Source organism: Vibrio sp. Vb0349 (assembly GCF_033338975.1).
In genome coordinates, this window is the sequence record NZ_JAWOTS010000001.1 from 307,215 (window position 1) to 324,906 (window position 17,692).

Consider the following 17,692-nt stretch of genomic DNA (forward strand, 5'->3'; position numbering starts at 1 on the left):
TCGAACTGTTATTCTGAACCGAGAGGAACGAGCGTGATTCAGAATTTACCCTCAGATTGTATTGAGTTTATTCATGGTTCTATGGTCTGCAGCAAGCGGCAAGTAGATTCTTAGTCTCGCTAGAATGACGCAGCTTTTCTTATCGCGTAGGCTGGAAGAGTCGCGCTGCTGTTACGTTTAGCGAGGTTTCGAATGATTCACTTAGGCTCATTAGAATGACGCTAGTTTTCTTATTGCGTAAGTTGGAATGGTACCTCAGCATCATTCCCGATAGCGATGAAGAAGCGCTGTCGGGAACCTCGCCTTTAATCTCTCGTTTATTGCTACTCCAAATGATGCGTACTACCCACGGTTCCTTCCAAGTCTAAAATCGACTGGCGAACGTGATCTGGAATCGCAGCTTTAACGTTGTTCTTAAAATCAAACATCACACCAGTGGCGGTCGCGATGGTCGCAATTTTACCCCACTTCTTACTCAGCACTTGGTACTCCATCGTGATGCGATCTTCTTGCATGTCGATTACGCGAGAACCGACTAATAGCGTGTCTGGGTAAGTAACAGGCAATTTGTAGCGGCATTGAGTCTCGCTCAGTACTGGTCCAATTTGCGAGGTCTGCAGGTCGACCAGCAGGTTAATTTTGTTGAAGTAATCTAAACGTGCGGTCTCGAAGTAGCGAAAATAGACCACGTTATTAACGTGTTGCAGAGCATCCATTTCACCCCATGCGACTTTTATCTCTGTGATAACGGGAAAGTCCTTTAACAGTGTGTCCATTTTTATTGCTCCTTTTTCATCTGCTTTGCCACAAATTGCGACGCGACTTATCACTTTGAGCATTTATTCTAGATGTAATCATTTAATATGTAATAAAATTGTTTTTAAAATGTGAAATGAAATAGTGGTTTGATTATGTAAACTAGAAACTTTACATAATTGAGTTGAAGGCGTAAGTTTAACTAAGAGTAACCAGATAGGAGGTGTCTCATGATTGAACTCAAAGGTTTCAACCTCGCAAGAGTTGAGAAACGCATCGATTGGACAGGTGAGCTGTTCAGTTTGAGAATATCTGGCGCGCCTCTTTCCTTTAAAGCTGGCCAATTCACCAAGCTTGCTTTGCTTGATGATGAAGGTAAGCCGATCAGCCGCGCTTACTCTGTGGTTAATGCGCCAAGCGAGCAATTCGATTGGTTGGAGTTTCTAATAGTAGCCGACCCTCAAGGACAACTTTCTCCACGGCTCCAAAAGCTTAAATCTGGTGATAGCATTTATGTCGGTGCCACCGCACATGGCGATTTAATCCATGATTCTATTCCTAAACAGGCTCATGACCTGTGGCTGCTATCTACAGGTACGGGGATTGGACCGTTTTTATCGCTGCTGGATGATATAAACTTACCGCCTCACAATGAGCGCATTGTTCTGGTTCATGCCGTTCGTTTCGAAAAAGATCTGGTTTATAAATACCTAATTGAACAGCTTCAGCAACGATATGAAGGCAGATTAAAGTATATACCGATAGTCAGCAGGGAAGTGGTTGATGGTAAATTACAAGGCCGAATTCCTGAACTCATCGAATCGGGTTTACTGTCCAACGCCGCTGATGCGCCATTCTCAGCTCAGCGTAGCTTTGTCATGATGTGTGGGAATCCACAAATGATCAAAGATACCGTGCCCGTCTTACAAGAGCTAGGCTTGGAAAAGTATCGCCATCAAACAGGGGGAAATATCATTTACGAACGTTACTGGTAGCGTTTTGTTAAATTGATACGGTTATGCTCAAGATGTAATGATTACTTTTGAGATACGATCGCGATTTAGTATGTTCTTAGTTGAATATTATGTTGGCAATACCTAAACTGCGCTCACCATTGCGCGTCTGTACACTCAGTCATTCTCGCTTAACCAATTACATTGAGGTGACTGAAGTCCATGTATGCTTTTATCGCGAGCAAGCAACAGAGAATCATTGCTGGTTTTATCGACCTGCTCTTTGCGATGGTGGTCGTGTTAATCATCGCATTGAGTATTAACTCTTTTCTTAACGACTTTCAGCTCTCTTTAGCAGATAACCTCACGCTTGTTCGTGAAACTCAGGCGTTTTACTTGCTTTCTTTACCAACGGTTTTAATGATCAACTGGAATGCATTGAGTCATGGGCAAACCATTGGTATGCGCATGATTGGTATTAAAGTTGTAATGAAAAATGATAGTAAGGCAACGAAAGTTACAGCAGGGTTAAGGCTTGTTATTAGCTACTTGCTGGAGATGCTCATTCCGGGGATCCCGTTGGTAAATTTGGCATTGTTGTTCTTTCATCCGGAGCGACGATTGTTGCATGACTTGATCGCCAATACTAAAGTTGTCCAAGCTTCCTAATTTTTGATCAAAAAAGCCACGTGAAGTGGCTTTTTTAATATCGATAAAGTTAACCAGATTTACTGTTGATTAACATATTTCTTAAAGCGAGCTTTGGTTTCTGCGTCTGCTTTTTGGTACCAGAAGTGCAGCATCTCTTCAGCTGTCGAATCCGCTTTAACCGCAGTTGCTCTCACTTGCTTCATATCCGCAGGAACCTTTGCAGGAAGCGTGACTGGCTGCATGGTTGCTGCGCCAGCAAAAGCCACGGCTGCTGCACCGCCAGCTTGGTTATAATCTTCGATTTCACGTACGTAATCACGACCGATTTGCATACCCGGTTTGAGCAACTTGTCCTGGTCAACCGCGATTGCGTTGCCAGAATCATCAACCAGTTTCCAATCTAAGTCTTTGATCTTCTCTTCCGCATCACGTAGGTTGCGGTATTCTGGCATTTGTAGAGTGAGTTCGGCATTGGTCGCGTCAAATCGTGTAACGATAACATCGCTTTCAACACTTAAACGGTCATTACCTTGGTTGAAGTAAGGGGCGAAACGAAATACGACTTGGTTAAGGCCATCAGGTAACGTCAGTGTTCTTTCAGAGGCGAAAAAACCACCCGAAAGATCTGCTTTTTCACCGTTAGCCGCTAATACTGAAACGTTGTCAGGAACACTCACGGTTACATCTGCGAATGCCATGCCACTCATTGCGAGAGCAAGCGCACAAGTTAAAGGCTTGATCAATTTCATTGTTTTTATCCTAAGCAAATTAGTGGTCATCGAGAGTGCATCGTTCATTGCCCGATTGCAACTCCCAAGTGTAATAAGTATGAAAATTTAACAAGAACGTCATTTTTATCGCATTTATTACGACGAAACTGTGATCCAAATAGAATCAAACCGCTGAAATGCAGCGGTTTGATATCATAAGTTATAGATTAAATTTCTTTCTAACTTATTGATTTATTAAATTCCAGCACCGTGTCCAGGTTCTGATTGGTCATCAGAAGCGTCTTGTTGTTCTGCCATTTCTTCTTGCTGTTGTGCTTTCTCAATGCTCAACCACCAAACAAATAACTCATACCAAATTGCTAGGATAACGGCACCTAAGAACAGACCAACGATGCCGTAGAAAAGCATACCACCGATGGCACCGAGCAGAATCACAGGCATTGGCACGTCGACGCCACGTCCCATTAACATTGGTTTGAACAGGTTTTCAGAAAGAGCCGCAACTACGACCCAAACAGTAAACATGGTTGCTGTTGAGGTGTCTTGGGTCATGTACATGAAGCCAATCACAGGTAGCACTGCGAGCAACGCCGGGAGCTGAGCGATACATAAAATCATTAGAAGCAGTGTGAGTAAACCTGCTGCCGGAACGCCAAATACGAAGAAACCAGCACCGATCAACAGTGCTTGAATCGCCGCTACACCGACTACGCCAAGCAGTACGCTTTTAATTGTCGCAGCGATAAGCGTGGTCCAGCTTTTTGCGTTTTCACCAGCGGTTCGAATCGCGATGGTTCTTAAGCCTGATGCTGCAGATTCAGAGTACGTCATGAAACCTGCTGCAATCGCAAGTGACAAGATTGAAAGCAGTAAACTTCCCAATACGCCCCCCAGTGTACCCAGTAAAGATGTGAGTCCTGCCTTTATTTGTGGCATAAAGGTTTGAATCGCTTGCTCAAGATTAGTAGCGAATAGGGTCCACACTTCGTAGAGCTTATCACCCACGATAGGCCAATCCGCTACGGAAGGTTTTGGCCCTGGTATTTTCACTTGTCCATTTTGTAGTACTTCAAGCGCGTGCGTTGCACCATCCACAATGGAGCCTGATACCATAACAAGTGGCGTGACAAGGAGGGCAATACCAAGTAAAGCAATGGTTGTGGCTGCCAGACCTCTGCGACCACCATATACACGCTGCAATTTTTGGGTAAGCGGCATTAAAGCGACGGCTATAATAGCGCCCCAAATAACCGGAAGGATGAAGGGTTTGATGATGTCGTACGTAAACATCAGCAAGACAAAGATCAAGCCAATGCGTATTGCCGATTCCACCATATTACTGATGAAAAGCTTACTGTCGATTTTTACCGATTGTTTATCCATTTTTGTTTACCTGATGATCAATGTTAGAACTGACGAGACTTGAAACAACAATCGCCATATAAAAAACACCTGTGATGGCCTCTAAATACACCACGACTTGAGCCAGTGGTGTTAGAGGACTAATGTCGCCATAACCGAGCGTGGTTAAGGTAACGAAACTGAAATACGCTGCATTGGAGAAGTTCTGCCCCCAAGAAATCGCTTCCATACCGGTAAAGGCTTCAGGCGAAAACTCAAGCAGAATGAGGTAGGCAATCGCCCACATCAGACCAAGCAGCAAGAAAAGCGCGACCGAGCCAATGACTTTGTTGCTGTTGACATGGCCGGTGAAAAGAATCTGTCTTGCGATGGATTTAAAAGTGCCGAAAAAGAACGTAAAGGTGAGGGCAAGCATCACCACATTCATCTCTCTGATGTCGAAAACGGTCTTGATCACAATCACAAGAACCCAAACACCAAACAGGCTGTAGAGGAAACGAGACCAAGTTTTGTCAAAGCGAAGGCTCGCAAAACAGACGATAAACGTCAGAACCGTGAAAGCCTGAAGTATGTGTTCAATCGTCCCTTCACCTACGACTTGTGCCATCGCACTCCCTAGCAACAAAATCACTAGCGCTAAGGTTAGATAGAAGAAGTTGTTTTCTTCATTAATGTTTTTGAGGTTTTTACCAATGACCATGGCTCTTCTCACTTAGTTATTGTTCACTGTCTGCGGATGACTCTTTCATCACCATGATGGACGCAGAAAGCCCGAATCGAAGATCAACATCTTCAGGAAGTTCTTGTAGGGAGATTCGCACCGGAATACGTTGTGCTAAGCGAATCCACTGAAAAACAGGGTTTACGTTTGGAAGAAGGTTGTAGCCGACCGTGCCGTCTTTGGGCGCAATACCCCAACCAATCGAGTCAACCGTCGCGTCAATTGGCGTGTCTGGGTGAGACATCAAAGTGACACGCGCTTGGCTGCCAGGTTCGATTTGCGCAAGTTGGTTTTCACGGAAGAAACCAAATACCCAAAAGCTGTTTTTGTCGATCAGTGCGAGCAGTGGTTGGTTTGCGACCGCTTGCGTACCGTTTCTAATATCGAGGTTAGATACAAAACCATCGACGGTCGCATAAACTTTGGTAAAGCTGAGGTTTAGGCGTGCTGATTTTAGTTGTTCTTCTGCAGATTTGATTTGCAGTAGCGATTCTTCGTAAGCGATTTCACGACGAATCAGATCCTTGTGAGAAACCGCGCCACGGTCTTTGGCACGAATGTCTTTTAGGCGGTCATATTCGATTTTTTTACCGCGAGAGCTAACAATGGAGCGCTCCAGTGCTACTTCGGCTTGAGATAACGCAACCTGGTAAGTAGCAGGGTCGATTTCAAACAGTAAATCCCCCGTTTTTACTTCTTGGTTGTCTTGCACCGCGACATTTACAATTGGGCCTGAAACGCGAGGAGCCACTTTGATGACGTTGGCACGCACTTGTCCATCTCGTGTCCATGGGTTATTAAAGTATTCCTCAAACTTTTGATAGCCGAGCCAAGCTGCGCCACCAAGAATGACAAGATTGAGTGCGATTACGAATAGTTTTTTCATCTTGTTTGGCACCTAAAATTGAATATAAAAGCTGTCGATGGCCACCACATAACCGACCATGATGGCAATAAACGTCAGAGACGGAAAAGCGATGAAGCGAGACAAACGTGTCTTGTTCAATATCATCACCGTTATCCACGTGGCCGTGACGGCGAGAAAGAGCACCAGTAACGTGGGAGAAAAGTAAACGTCTCCCCAAGAAAGTTCATGAGGCATTAGAGATCCTCCGTTTTGTTTTCATCACTGGTCTCAGCCGGAGTTTCGAGGCGCAAAGGCGGCAATACGCGGTTTTCTTCATTTAAATAACCATCCCAGTCAGTTCGTTCTGTCATTTGCTTGGCAATAGATTCACTGAGGAAGGGTTTGCCTGTTTGGGTTTGCCAGCCTCCACCGAGGGCTTTATAGAGTGCGACAACTTGGTTCGCCACGTTCCCTTTGATCGTTGCGTAGCTGTCTTCCGCACGGGTCATTTTTTCAACCGAGTTAAGCAGACGTTCGAATGAAATTTGTCCGTTTTCGTACTGTGTCATGGATATGTTGAACGCACGAATGGAAGAGTTGACCGATTGCAAGCGTAAATCTTTTTGTTGCAAATACAGGTCATACGCTTCGATTGCATTGGTGACTTCATTAACGGCTTGCAGTACCTTTTTGTTGTAGTTCGTCAGCGTTTCTTGGAAGCGAGCATCTTCGAAACGAATGTTATTTTTCACGCGTCCGTATTGGAAAATGTTCCAACTGAACGTTGGGCCAACCACCATGGTGAGCGAATCGCTAAAACTGAAACTGCTGCCATCGGGAACCGTACTGTCGATACCGATGGAACCGAACAACGAAAAGCTTGGGTACAGAGCGGTTTCTGCCACGCCAATCTGCGCACTTTGCGCGCGAGCTTGCATCTCAGAGACTTGCAAATCCGGACGTCGCATCACTAAGTTAGCATCCACTTGCGTATCCAAAAGCGGTGGACGTGGCACAATGGAACGCTCGTCGGTGCCCGATAGCGCCGATTTTCTGCCCGTCGATTTGAACTGGGCTTCGTACTCAGCGATTTGCTTGTGCATCCCATCCGACTGTAGCAGTCGATCTACTTCTTCTGGTAACAGACCCAGTAGCAAAGCCAACACAGTACGTGATTGCTTCATTGCCACTTCGAGGCTCGGTAACGCTGCTTTGGTGGTGTAGAGTTGGTTTTTAGCTTGTTGAACGTCCAATTCTGTAACGTTGCCAGAGTCGAACTGCACCTGAGTAATACGTACGACACGCTCTTGAATCTCTATGTTGCGGCGAGACAGCAAAATACGTTCTTGGAATGTGCGATAGTTGATGTAATTGCGCGCCACTTCGGCGGTTATGGTGACCATGATGTCGTGATACGATGCGATGGATGCGTAGTAACCCGCTTCTGCCGACTCAATACCGCGAGCATACTTGCCCCAAACATCCATTTCCCAAGCAGCATCAAACGACAAAGTGGCGTTATTCACGCCCTGATCATTTACGTAGGCACGCGCTAGGTTTCCTGACACGGTTTGAACTTGTGGGTATTGCAAGCCAGTCGAAATACCAAGCAATGAACGTGCTTGGACAATTCGTAGCCCTGCGGCTTCTAAATCGAGGTTTTGTTTGCTCGCCAACTCAACCAGCTGATTAAGAGTTGAGTCATTAAATTGCTGCCACCATTGTTGTAGCTGTTGCTCTGATTGCTGCGTATCTTTGGCTGCTTTTTGCACCGACCAGTCACTTGGCAGTGGCGCCTGCTTTGGATGAACATAATCTGGTCCTACCGTGGTACACGCACTGAGTCCGAGCAAAGAAAGTATGGCGAGGCTTGGTTTGGTTAGTTTTGGAAGCATCATATCCCCACCTTTAAAAACGCTTCTGTTGTAAGTTCACCCAATCGATATCCTCGTAGGTTTGCTTGCAATGCTTGATTGCTTCGAACACGTTCCGTTTTAAATTCAGCAAGATATAAAAACCGGCTATCTCTGAATAAGCGTAGTCAGATAAATCCAACTCACTAAAAAAATCTTCCAGTTTATCTTCGAATGTTTGGTAATCCTGACTGTATTGGTCGAATACGGAGTCGAGTTCTTGTGTTGCTTGATGGCTGGCTAAAGCGCCTGCCATCAAAGGAATGATGGAATCGCGGTGTTGTTGACGAAGCTGAGTAATCAGCGGATTGGCCATCAACTTTTTCTCGGCGGCCATTAAGATGTTGATGTGATTACTGAGTACATCACACGCTTTGCTAAACGCGCCAATCGCTTCTGGCGTGGTTTTATCAAAGTGTTTGTGGTTGATTTTCGAACCCCAGACTTTGAGCTTTTTCGATGAGACATTGAGCGTCACCAAGTGCAAGGCCCGTTTGAGCGGCGTAATAACCGAGCTGGACTGCTGTTGATAGGTAGTGAAGAGCTCTCGGGTATGTCGGAAGTAGCGTTCTTTTATGGTCAAAAAGAGGTGTTCTGGTCGTGAGCTAAACGGGAAGTAGTGCGCGAAAATAATCATGAACACCACCATGTAAAACAACAGCATGATCGTCATGAGGATCCCGAAGTGATAGAACATGTTGTTATCTAAACCGAGAACAAACAAGCCCACCATGTAGAAAATCGTCACTGGTCCGTTAAACAGATAAAAGCCGATAAAGGTGTAGATAAAGATGAATAGGCCAAGTTCTAACCCGAGATCCAATTGCGGAAGAATGAAGACGTAAGAAGGCACCGCGAACAAAAAGCCGAAAGTGAACAGCACAAGCAACAAAATCGGGTGCACAGGCACGAACGACAGCAAAGACATAAACATGGTCGAGAAGACCACGAACGAGTAGCCGCCTGGTGGATTGAAATAAATCCAAATCAGTCCTGCAACCCAATAAGTGACAAAGGTTTTGACCGCGGTTTTAAAGTTTTCTGCGTCCCACCATAGAAACTTGCCTTTCGGTTTCGGCAGCGGCACGTCAAAGGAGACATTGTTCGTCACAGAGTCAATGCAGCTAATGCTCTCCGCTAAACGCGACAAGTTTTGATGCATGAGCCCCAAGAGGTGCCCCAGCATAAGCGCAGAGCCTTTCTCTAGGTGCGCCGCGTCTTCAAGCAACGCCTGGTTGTATTCGACTTTGAACTCTTGAGCACGAAAAGCGGGCTCTTTTTCGTCCCAGACTTGTTGGCAGGTATCAAATAGCGCGTCAATTTCCGCCACGGCTTGAGCAAAGTTGCTGATGCTTTCACGGTCTTGCTGGTGGCTAAAGTAGCTGTGCGCCGCGACGGTCAATTGTTGCGTTACCTGCTTGTTCAAATGAACTGCCAAGCGCCACTCTTTCATGTAGGCCGACACGTCACTGCATTCCACACTGACCGTGGCAAAACGCTGTTCGAGCGCATTTTGAGCGGCAAACATCTCTTCGATGAGAGTGTCCACGCTAGGAGGTTGTGGCTCTTCCGCTTCTGGATTTTCTTCTCCGCCTTCTTGAGGAGAGATTTGCCCTGCCGATTTTTGCTCGAAATTTTGCAAGATAGAGGTGAACAACGCGCGTTGTGCTTGGTTGAGTTGTTCGATGAGCTGTCTTAGGTTTTGTTCTGTTTTGGTCGGGAATAAGAAAGTCCCCACGAGTGTGTAAACCACCACCCCAAACACCGTCATGTAGGCGCGGTCAACGCCATAAAGAAACGCACCTTCTGCGTCACCGCCATTGGACATCATCAGTGTCATCACGCCGGTCAGCATGAGTAGCGTTGGATCTTTTTGATAGGCATTACGGAAGTAAAAAATGAATGAGACCACAACCGACACGCTCAGCATGTACAGCAAGCGGTCTTGAGCAAACAACCCCACCAGTAACAAGCCAACCACGGCACCAACCAATGTACCTAACACGCGTAAGGTACCTTTGGCGAGTGATTCACGACGACTGCCTGTCGATGCAATCAGCATTACAGTAGTTGCGGCCGTCGATGCTTGCGGCCAACCCATGGCAAACGGGATCAGATAAGCCAGAGTCAGGCTAAGCGATACTTTAATAGCGAATTTTATTTTGTCGTTCATAGTGTCAAAGTTTGCTCAGGCTTATCGTTATAAGTTGATGAATTTCTTATATGAATAATCAGAATCTTGTTCTGAATAAATTCGGGGGGCGGAATATAGCGGGTGAAAAAGTGTGCTTTGTAAACCCTTTGTCAAAACAAAAAGTGCGTATTTGGCTTGATCTCGTGCTAGCCCTTGGCGTTATTGGCGAAACGCCTAAAACGAGCAAATTCGCGATCTGTGACGATTCTCACTTTTGAAACAAAATCGCTGCATTGTGTGAGCCAATTCTCACCTTATATTCTTCGCCTGGTACCAAAGCAGACCACTTGTACCATCTGCAATGAGCTTTACTGCTTTAAAAAGCATAGATGATGAATGGGTACTTGAGAGGGAAAGTTATTACTTTTTATCGGCTTGCCGATTGTTCGTTTGTTTTTTTGGATCGAGATAAAAAAACTAAAGCGATCCCACCAAGAATGATGCCGCTGGTTGAAAGAGTATGCAGTGAAAGAGGCTCGTGGAGTACGATGCTGCCGAGTAGCAAAGCAATGGCTGGCACGGAAAGTTGGCTGACGGCGGCTTGGAGCAAAGAGAGCTTACGTACGACTTGGTACCAAAGTGTATAACCAAGGCCAGAGGCAATGGCACCAGATGCGATAGCGAGCAACACTCCGCTCAAAGAAAGGTGGATTGAGGACAAGATTAATGGCGAAAGGAGCACGCCAATTATTGATGCTGCGATGAATCCCCACGTGATTCCACTACTTGGAGAAGGCGCTTGTTTACCGAGCGCAGTAAACGCAGCCCAACAAACGCCAGAAATCAACATGAGAAGTGCAGAGCTAATATCGGGGCGCGTGGCAGATGGCAACATTAACCAAACAAAGCCAACAATCGAAAGGCCGATACCGATGATTTCGAGAAACTGAAAGCGCTCACCTTGCCACCAATAGATTGCCAGTAACGTCAGTTGCACGGCACCAAACAAAAGCAAAGCACCGGTTCCTGTCGCCAGTTGTAAGTACGCGAAAGAGAAAAGGGCAGCGTAACCAAATAACGCCACGCCAGCAAAAAAGCGAAAGCGAGAAGTTGGCCGATCGGTTTTCCACTGACCTCTCACGACAAGCAATGCGATTAAGATAACAGCGCCAGATATCAATCGAACGAGAGTGAAGCTTCCTGCATCAATTAACCCTTCGGCCAAGGCAAGTCGGCACAATAATGAATTGGCGGCGAACGCCAGCATTGCAATAGCAGTGAGTAAAAAGGTCGACATCCTTAGCCCTTAGCGTGTAAATGAACAGCTAGTGTAGATCCAAAAGAACATTTTTATTAGTTGATAAAGTGATTAGTTATAGCTATCAGAGCAAGAAAGTCATTAAAAATAACCAGAGAAAACCTGACCTTAGCCCAAGTGTTACTGTGGTTGGGAAGGTTGTTTGTGCAATGACTTAATGGTGTTTTTCAACCATAGCAATTTTGGATTGTACGCATTTCGTTTATGCCAAATCATGGTAAATGGAATCAGTAACTTGTCTTGTTGAGTTTGGTCTAACGGAATTGGCAAGCACACCAAATCGAGATGCAGCTTTTCTGTGTAACTTTTGCAATAGTGCGGCGCGGTGGTGATCATGTCATGCGTCGGCTGCGCTGCCATAAAAAGGGATTGCTCAAAGTTGGACATCGTCAGCCCGATAGAGCGCTGTAGCCCTAGTTCCGTTAATACTTCATCCAACGCCCAAGTTTCACTTTTTTCCCAAACAATATTGATGTGTTGGTAGCTCAGAAAGGTCTCGAGATTCCACTCTTGCTGTAATGCCGGATGATCTTTATGTAAATACACCATCGGCAGGTCATAAAATAGAATCTCAAAATCCAAGAAATAAGGCAGAAGATCCAACGACTCTTTCGATCTAGGGTGACTTTCTCGGCCGGTAAAACCGATATCCGCCTCGCCTCGAATGATGGCGTCGAGTGAATCGTAATCCCAGTTACTGGTTTTTACTTTCGCTTCAGGGTATCGCTGGTGGATAGCGACGATGAGTCTGTCCAGCACTGTGAGCACTAATGGCGACTCAATCGTGATATCAAAACGCACTCCTTTGGGCGTAATATCGCTGCGTTTTTCTGCAATCTGGCTGCCAATTTGCAGCCATTCTGCAAGATCTTGCTCCATGCTTTGCGCCAAAGGCGTTGGCGCAAGACCTTTAGGTGTTTTGACAAACAAAGGATCATCGAACCAATGACGAAGTTTGTTGAGCGACTTACTTACGGTAGAGGGCGTAACGTTCAGCTTTTTCGAGGTTTTCGAGACGCTTTGCTCTTGCAACAATAATTGCAGAGTGAACAGTAAGTTTAAATCAAGTCGCGCTAGGGATTTCTTCATAATGGGTATCGTGAACAGGCTTTGGAATCAATAGTATTAGAGCAAGGCTGATTACGCTACCTAGCACTAAGATAAACACCAACATATTCAGTGCAGTAACGCCGATGAAACCCATAAACCAAATATAGAACGCGGAACTACAAACTTGAGCAATGCCCAGTAACGAGCTTGCCATGCCAGCTTGTTGAGAGAATGGGCTGAGCGCTTGGCTCATGGCCACGCCAAAGCCACAAGCGAAGCCTGCGCAAATCAGCCCAAGTCCGAACACATAGTAAAAAGGTTGTCCATCATGGAAATGGGCTGCACTGAGCACGATGGCTGAACAAACGAGCAATACTTGGGAGCTCATCATTAAGGTTCGCTGCTTGAAAATCCCCAATGCCAATGGCGCCGAGAACGAAATCAACATACTGATCGTCGCAGTCCCCGCCATGATGGAAGAATAGCCACCGCGATCAAAACCAAGCATACTCATCACAACAATTGGTGAAGCGTTCACAAAAGTCAGAATGGTGGTCACTCCAAGCGCAGTAATGATCAGCCTACTGATAAAAAATCGCTCGAAGAAAGTCTCTTGATGGCTCTCTGGCGTTGTCTGTTCTTCACCTTGTTGGCTGGGTAGTGATTCCTTGAGAACAAAAATGGCCAATACACTGACGAGAATGCCCATTCCTGCCATCGTGGTAAACAAACTCGGCCAAGGAAATTTCAGCATAATCAAGTGACCAATCACGGGTGCGATCACTGGAATGATACAGGTGATGCCATTGAGCATCGACAATACTTTCGCGCGGCGTTCATCGTCTAACGTGTCGCGTAAAATCGCGAATGCGACGACATAGCAAGATCCAGCCCCGATGCCTTGGCAAAAGCGAGCAATCAAGAAAGTGTTTGGTTGCTTAGCCATCCCGCCGAGAAAAGACGCGAGCACGAAGATCATCGCGCCGACGACGGCAACAGGCTTTCGTCCCACAGAGTCTGCAATTTTCCCCGCGAATAACATGGTGGTAGCCATGCCAGCTAAATAGATCGAAAACGCAACATGCAACTGAGATTCACTGGCGTTGAGATCTGACGCAATTTGAGGCAAACCAACAAGATACAAATCAATGGCAGTAGGGTAGAGTAAAACGAGTGCAAAACTACAAAGTAAAAAACGGGACATGGAAACCTCTCTATCGAATGGCGAGGATAATAGAGTGCTAAACGTTTGCCTGCGAGTGGGAAATACGACACCAGGTATTTCTATTTACGACATACCCTGTATGAATTGAGCATAAAAACAACAAGGAAGATTATGATTACCATTGAAAAGTATTCGCCTGAGCGACATGAACAAACTTGCGAACTTAGCGTGCTAGAAGAGCAATCGCAGTTTACGGTCGCGGATGTGGGTGAAATGCTTACACGTCTTGAACCCACAGAGCTTCCGCATCTGATTCTGGCGGACGATGACGTGGTTGGCTTTTTTCTATTTGATGCAGCTTACAGCGAGAAATACGATTTTTGCCCGAAAAACAGTTTAGGCGTGCGTGCTTTGCTGGTGGATCACCGTCATCAAGGCAAAGGCATCGCCAAGCGAGCAATTCAACAGTTTGCCAATTTCGCCAAACGCCATTATCCCGAATTTGATGCGCTTTATCTCACTGTGAATTGCCGCAACATACCTGCTTATCAGTGCTATTTAAAATCAGGGTTTGAAGATACCAATGAGCTTTACCACGGCGGCCCTGTTGGACCGCAGCACATTATGAGACAGCCGCTTTAGCTATGAAAAACCAAGGATGGAAAGATGAGGATTGAAATCGACAATTTAGAACGGTCGCAAGTGATAGCGCTGTTGGAAGGACATTTACAGGACATGTACGCCACGTCACCACCAGAAAGCGTGCATGCGTTAGATTTAGATAAGCTCAAAGCGCCAGAAGTGACATTTTGGACCGGATGGAAAGGTGAGCAACTGCTTGGGTGTGCGGCGATTAAAGAGTTGGATGACCAACACGCGGAGCTGAAATCCATGCGCACCACGCCTACGGCAAGAAACCAAGGTGTGGCATCTCAATTATTGATTCATGTGATTGAGCAAGCGAAGCAAAAAGGTTTGCAGCGCTTGAGTTTAGAAACGGGCTCGATGGAGTTTTTTAAACCAGCGCGCCTGTTGTATGAAAAGCATGGCTTTGTGTACTGCGAGCCGTTCGGGGATTACGAACTCGATCCGAACAGTCAATTCATGACCCTAGAACTGAGCTAGGGCCATGAATTTTTAGAAGCTAAATCCAATCGATTTAGAAATTCAGATTCAAGTTGATGGTTGGCGACAAGAGGCTTGAACGCTCGTCAGCCAATCGCTTTCTCTTCTCTTTCAGTCTCTTGGCATTATCTTTGTCTGGATTGCCATCAAGCTGATTATCGATGACCGAGATTTCAGTATCGATTTGTTGGATGCGTTGCTGGCGTTGATATTCTTGATGACCTAACTGGTAGTTCTCAATAAACTCTTTGCTGCTGCATACACCGTAATATTCTTTGCCTTCGATACCGACAGTGTACCCATTGTCTGGTGAGCAATATTGGATAGTGCCTTTATCAAAGCCTTCTTTCCATTTAGCTCGGTCGGGTGTCACACCCGCTTCACCACAGTCTTCGGTATAGCTATTGATAATGTTTGGATCGTTGCCGTCTCGGCCATCTTGATAACCTACGTTGTACCAGTTTGCCGTTTTGCACTCATCCGGAGACATGCTGGCGCAACCTGAGAGCAAAGTCAGTAAAGCCAGGGGGATTAGCGCTCTTTTCATCAGTGACTGTCCTTTAAATAAAATCGAATTGATAACTTGAGTTTAAAATGAACACTGTTCATATCAATGGTTGAAATCATTGTATTCACAATTGTGGTGACTCATTAATCTAAGTGATAAATTTATTATGCTGAATAGAAGTGTGTTTGATTAGTATTATCCACGAACTGCGCCTTTGCTGCATCAATCCACTAGCCTTGGCCCCAAATTAAGTGATAATACCAACATAAAGATAAACACCGTCAATGAGGCTAAGACATTGAGCGAACAACCCACCGTCCTTATTATCGAGGATGAATCTGCTATCGCAGAGAACCTGATTCATGTATTAGAGATGGATGGCTACCACGCAGAGTGGTTTACAACAGCAGGAGAGGGCTTAGCTTTTTTGCAGCACAACTCCGCAGCGTTACTTGTCTTAGACGTAGGCTTACCGGATGGCAATGGTTTTGAATTATGCAAAACCATCCGTGAGTTTTCTGATATTCCCATAATCTTTCTCACCGCAAGAAGCGATGAAATTGATCGCGTAGTCGGTTTGGAAATTGGCGCGGATGATTACGTGACTAAGCCATTTAGCCCGCGCGAAATGTTGGCTCGCATTAAACTTCGAATCAAAGCTAAAGCGCCAATGATGGAGGACAAACCAGAGCCTGTAGCTGTTCCAGAACAACCTCATTTGAACCATGATTTAGTTGCGCAGAACTTCGACTACGGTGTTGGCGGGCAAATGCTTGGGTTAACTGCGGTCGAATTTAAGATTCTCGATAAACTGATTTCTGTCTCTTCCAATGTATTGAGCCGAGAGCAAATTATGGTCGCTGCTGACATGGCGCCGGAAGCTGCGTACGAGCGCAATATTGATACCCACATCAAAGCCATTCGCCATAAGTTGAAGCCGTTTGAGATGTCTGAACGCATCTGTACCAAGCGTGGCTTTGGTTACTTTTACTGCATTAAAGGTGAATGATGAATCGCTGGCCGAAGATCCCTCTTGGACTCAGACTGTTTTTTCTCTACTTCATCTTAGTCGGAATGACGGCTTACATGGTGAGCAAAACGGTCGTCCAAGAACTTAAGCCAACCGTGCGTCAAACCACCGAAGAGACGCTGGTGGATATGGCGAACTTGCTTGCAGTATTGGCAGAAGAAGATGTTGCGAACGGAAAGTTGTCTGAAAGTCGCTTCTCCAAACTACTAGCGGCTTATGGGCAGCGAGAGCCTCAAGCGCGCATTTGGGAAATTGGCAAAAAAGCGATTAACCATCGAATTTACATTACCGATAAACAAGGCATTGTGATTGCGGATTCTTGGCAGCAAGACGTAGGCAAAGACTACTCGCAATGGAACGATGTATATCTCACGTTGCGTGGTCAATACGGCGCGCGCAGTACCATCGAAGACCCGAAAGATCCGCTCTCAACCGTTATGCACGTGGCTGCGCCCATTTACCACAAAGGTGAAATCATTGGCAGCGTGACGGTGGCAAAATCCAATCGCTCAGTACAACCCTTCATCGATCTTTCTAAACGCAATGTGCTGTTTTGGATGGTGTGGATGAGTGGTTTAGTGCTATTGGCAGGGGCATTGTTTGCTTGGCGAATTCACTCAGCACTGAACAAGCTAGAAGACTACGCGACCAAAATGGGTGAAGGTGAAAAGGTCTCTAAGCCGACATTTCGTATCTTTTATGAGTACGGCACGCTAAGCGACGCATTAGAGAAGATGCGCAATCAACTCGATGGTAAACAATATGTGGAAGAGTACGTACAGACGCTGACTCATGAGCTGAAAAGCCCGTTATCAGCGATTAAAGGCGCGAGTGAAATATTGCAAATGCCGTTGCCTGCAGAAAAGGTCACGCGCTTTGCTGGCAACATTGAGCGAGAAAGCGACCGCATGCAGTCATTGATTGATAAGTTGCTCGAACTGGCTCGTCTTGAAAAGCGCCCCGAGCTAGAGCAAGTCGAAGCTATCTCGCTAAAACAAATGGTCAATGAAGTGGTTGAATCGGCGGATGCGCGCTTGAGTGCAAAGTCGGTGATTGCCAACATCCAAATTGATGACCATCTCGCCGTGCTTGGTGATGCCTTCTTACTGAAACAAGCCGTTTTTAACTTGATGGACAATGCGCTGGATTTTGTTGATTCGGAGGGATGCATTGAATGGAAAGCTGAGGTCGCGAAAGAGAAAATGTGCCTGTCGATTTTCAATTCAGGTCCTCACATTCCAGACTACGCGATGTCGCGTTTGACGGAACGCTTCTACTCCCTCGCTCGGGAAAATGGCGTTAAGAGCACTGGGCTCGGGCTGAATTTTGTTGAGCAAGTGATCAAGCTGCACAAAGGTCAGTTACAAGTCGAAAACGTCGATTCTGGCGTGAAAGTGACCCTGATTTTACCAACTCCATAGAAACTCC

Annotated in this window: 18 protein-coding genes; 6 read left to right on the forward strand and 12 right to left on the reverse strand. The window is 45.9% G+C overall.

Annotated elements, in window-relative coordinates:
- Positions 1 to 323 precede the first annotated feature (323 nt).
- Positions 324 to 776 carry an acyl-CoA thioesterase gene (locus R7Q47_RS01360; protein WP_005374933.1) on the reverse strand — a complete coding sequence of 151 codons (453 nt, stop codon included), beginning with the start codon at positions 774 to 776 and terminating at the stop codon, positions 324 to 326.
- Between the two features lie 210 nt (positions 777 to 986).
- Here R7Q47_RS01360 and R7Q47_RS01365 point away from each other — a divergent pair, with 210 nt between their 5' ends.
- Positions 987 to 1,751, forward strand: a complete 765-nt coding sequence (locus R7Q47_RS01365) for a ferredoxin--NADP reductase (RefSeq protein ID WP_005374935.1) — start codon at positions 987 to 989, stop codon at positions 1,749 to 1,751.
- A gap of 180 nt (positions 1,752 to 1,931) precedes the next feature.
- Positions 1,932 to 2,378, forward strand: coding sequence for an RDD family protein (locus tag R7Q47_RS01370; RefSeq protein ID WP_005374936.1), 447 nt, complete (start codon positions 1,932 to 1,934; stop codon positions 2,376 to 2,378).
- Positions 2,379 to 2,437: 59 nt separating this feature from the next.
- On the opposite strand, the gene R7Q47_RS01375 is transcribed toward R7Q47_RS01370, so the two are convergent.
- The 10 genes from R7Q47_RS01375 to R7Q47_RS01420 form a co-directional block, all read right to left on the reverse strand.
- Complete coding sequence (locus tag R7Q47_RS01375) at positions 2,438 to 3,109, reverse strand: DUF2057 domain-containing protein (RefSeq protein WP_017634411.1); 672 nt, start codon at positions 3,107 to 3,109, stop codon at positions 2,438 to 2,440.
- 216 nt (positions 3,110 to 3,325) lie between these two features.
- Entirely contained in the window at positions 3,326 to 4,474 is a 1,149-nt protein-coding gene (locus tag R7Q47_RS01380) for an AI-2E family transporter (RefSeq protein ID WP_005386936.1), read from the reverse strand.
- Positions 4,467 to 5,153 (reverse strand): potassium channel family protein, encoded by a 687-nt coding sequence (locus tag R7Q47_RS01385; RefSeq protein WP_005386935.1) that lies wholly within the window; start codon positions 5,151 to 5,153, stop codon positions 4,467 to 4,469. Before R7Q47_RS01385 ends, R7Q47_RS01380 begins: the two co-directional genes overlap by 8 nt.
- 16 nt (positions 5,154 to 5,169) lie before the next feature.
- A complete protein-coding gene (locus R7Q47_RS01390) occupies positions 5,170 to 6,060 on the reverse strand; it encodes an HlyD family secretion protein (protein ID WP_047102391.1) in 891 nt (296 codons plus the stop codon).
- A 12-nt stretch (positions 6,061 to 6,072) separates the two neighbouring features.
- Complete coding sequence (locus R7Q47_RS01395) at positions 6,073 to 6,276, reverse strand: DUF1656 domain-containing protein (RefSeq protein WP_005374946.1); 204 nt, start codon at positions 6,274 to 6,276, stop codon at positions 6,073 to 6,075.
- On the reverse strand, positions 6,276 to 7,919 hold the full coding sequence (locus R7Q47_RS01400) for a TolC family protein (protein WP_171345526.1): 1,644 nt from the start codon (positions 7,917 to 7,919) through the stop codon (positions 6,276 to 6,278). The genes R7Q47_RS01395 and R7Q47_RS01400 overlap by 1 nt, the downstream gene beginning before the upstream one ends.
- A 10-nt stretch (positions 7,920 to 7,929) precedes the next feature.
- Entirely contained in the window at positions 7,930 to 10,107 is a 2,178-nt protein-coding gene (locus R7Q47_RS01405) for an FUSC family protein (RefSeq protein ID WP_248486129.1), read from the reverse strand.
- Between the two features lie 388 nt (positions 10,108 to 10,495).
- Complete coding sequence (locus tag R7Q47_RS01410) at positions 10,496 to 11,365, reverse strand: DMT family transporter (RefSeq protein WP_248486131.1); 870 nt, start codon at positions 11,363 to 11,365, stop codon at positions 10,496 to 10,498.
- Positions 11,366 to 11,506: 141 nt separating this feature from the next.
- Positions 11,507 to 12,475 carry an HTH-type transcriptional regulator YidZ gene (gene yidZ, locus R7Q47_RS01415; protein ID WP_248486133.1) on the reverse strand — a complete coding sequence of 323 codons (969 nt, stop codon included), beginning with the start codon at positions 12,473 to 12,475 and terminating at the stop codon, positions 11,507 to 11,509.
- Entirely contained in the window at positions 12,450 to 13,640 is a 1,191-nt protein-coding gene (locus tag R7Q47_RS01420; protein WP_248486135.1) for an MFS transporter, read from the reverse strand. The genes yidZ and R7Q47_RS01420 overlap by 26 nt, the downstream gene beginning before the upstream one ends.
- Positions 13,641 to 13,772: 132 nt before the next feature.
- Here R7Q47_RS01420 and R7Q47_RS01425 point away from each other — a divergent pair, with 132 nt between their 5' ends.
- Together R7Q47_RS01425 and R7Q47_RS01430 are read left to right on the forward strand one after the other, a co-directional pair.
- Complete coding sequence (locus tag R7Q47_RS01425) at positions 13,773 to 14,243, forward strand: GNAT family N-acetyltransferase (RefSeq protein WP_054579371.1); 471 nt, start codon at positions 13,773 to 13,775, stop codon at positions 14,241 to 14,243.
- Between the two features lie 24 nt (positions 14,244 to 14,267).
- Positions 14,268 to 14,726, forward strand: a complete 459-nt coding sequence (locus tag R7Q47_RS01430; protein ID WP_053303884.1) for a GNAT family N-acetyltransferase — start codon at positions 14,268 to 14,270, stop codon at positions 14,724 to 14,726.
- A 34-nt stretch (positions 14,727 to 14,760) separates the two neighbouring features.
- On the opposite strand, the gene R7Q47_RS01435 is transcribed toward R7Q47_RS01430, so the two are convergent.
- Positions 14,761 to 15,273 carry a DUF2799 domain-containing protein gene (locus tag R7Q47_RS01435; RefSeq protein ID WP_005374970.1) on the reverse strand — a complete coding sequence of 171 codons (513 nt, stop codon included), beginning with the start codon at positions 15,271 to 15,273 and terminating at the stop codon, positions 14,761 to 14,763.
- Positions 15,274 to 15,532: 259 nt separating this feature from the next.
- Here R7Q47_RS01435 and R7Q47_RS01440 point away from each other — a divergent pair, with 259 nt between their 5' ends.
- On the forward strand, positions 15,533 to 16,243 hold the full coding sequence (locus R7Q47_RS01440) for a response regulator (protein ID WP_248486137.1): 711 nt from the start codon (positions 15,533 to 15,535) through the stop codon (positions 16,241 to 16,243).
- Positions 16,243 to 17,685: a two-component system sensor histidine kinase CreC gene (gene creC, locus R7Q47_RS01445; protein WP_104980176.1), complete on the forward strand. Its 1,443-nt coding sequence runs from the start codon at positions 16,243 to 16,245 to the stop codon at positions 17,683 to 17,685. The genes R7Q47_RS01440 and creC overlap by 1 nt, the downstream gene beginning before the upstream one ends.
- Positions 17,686 to 17,692: the final 7 nt, after the last annotated feature.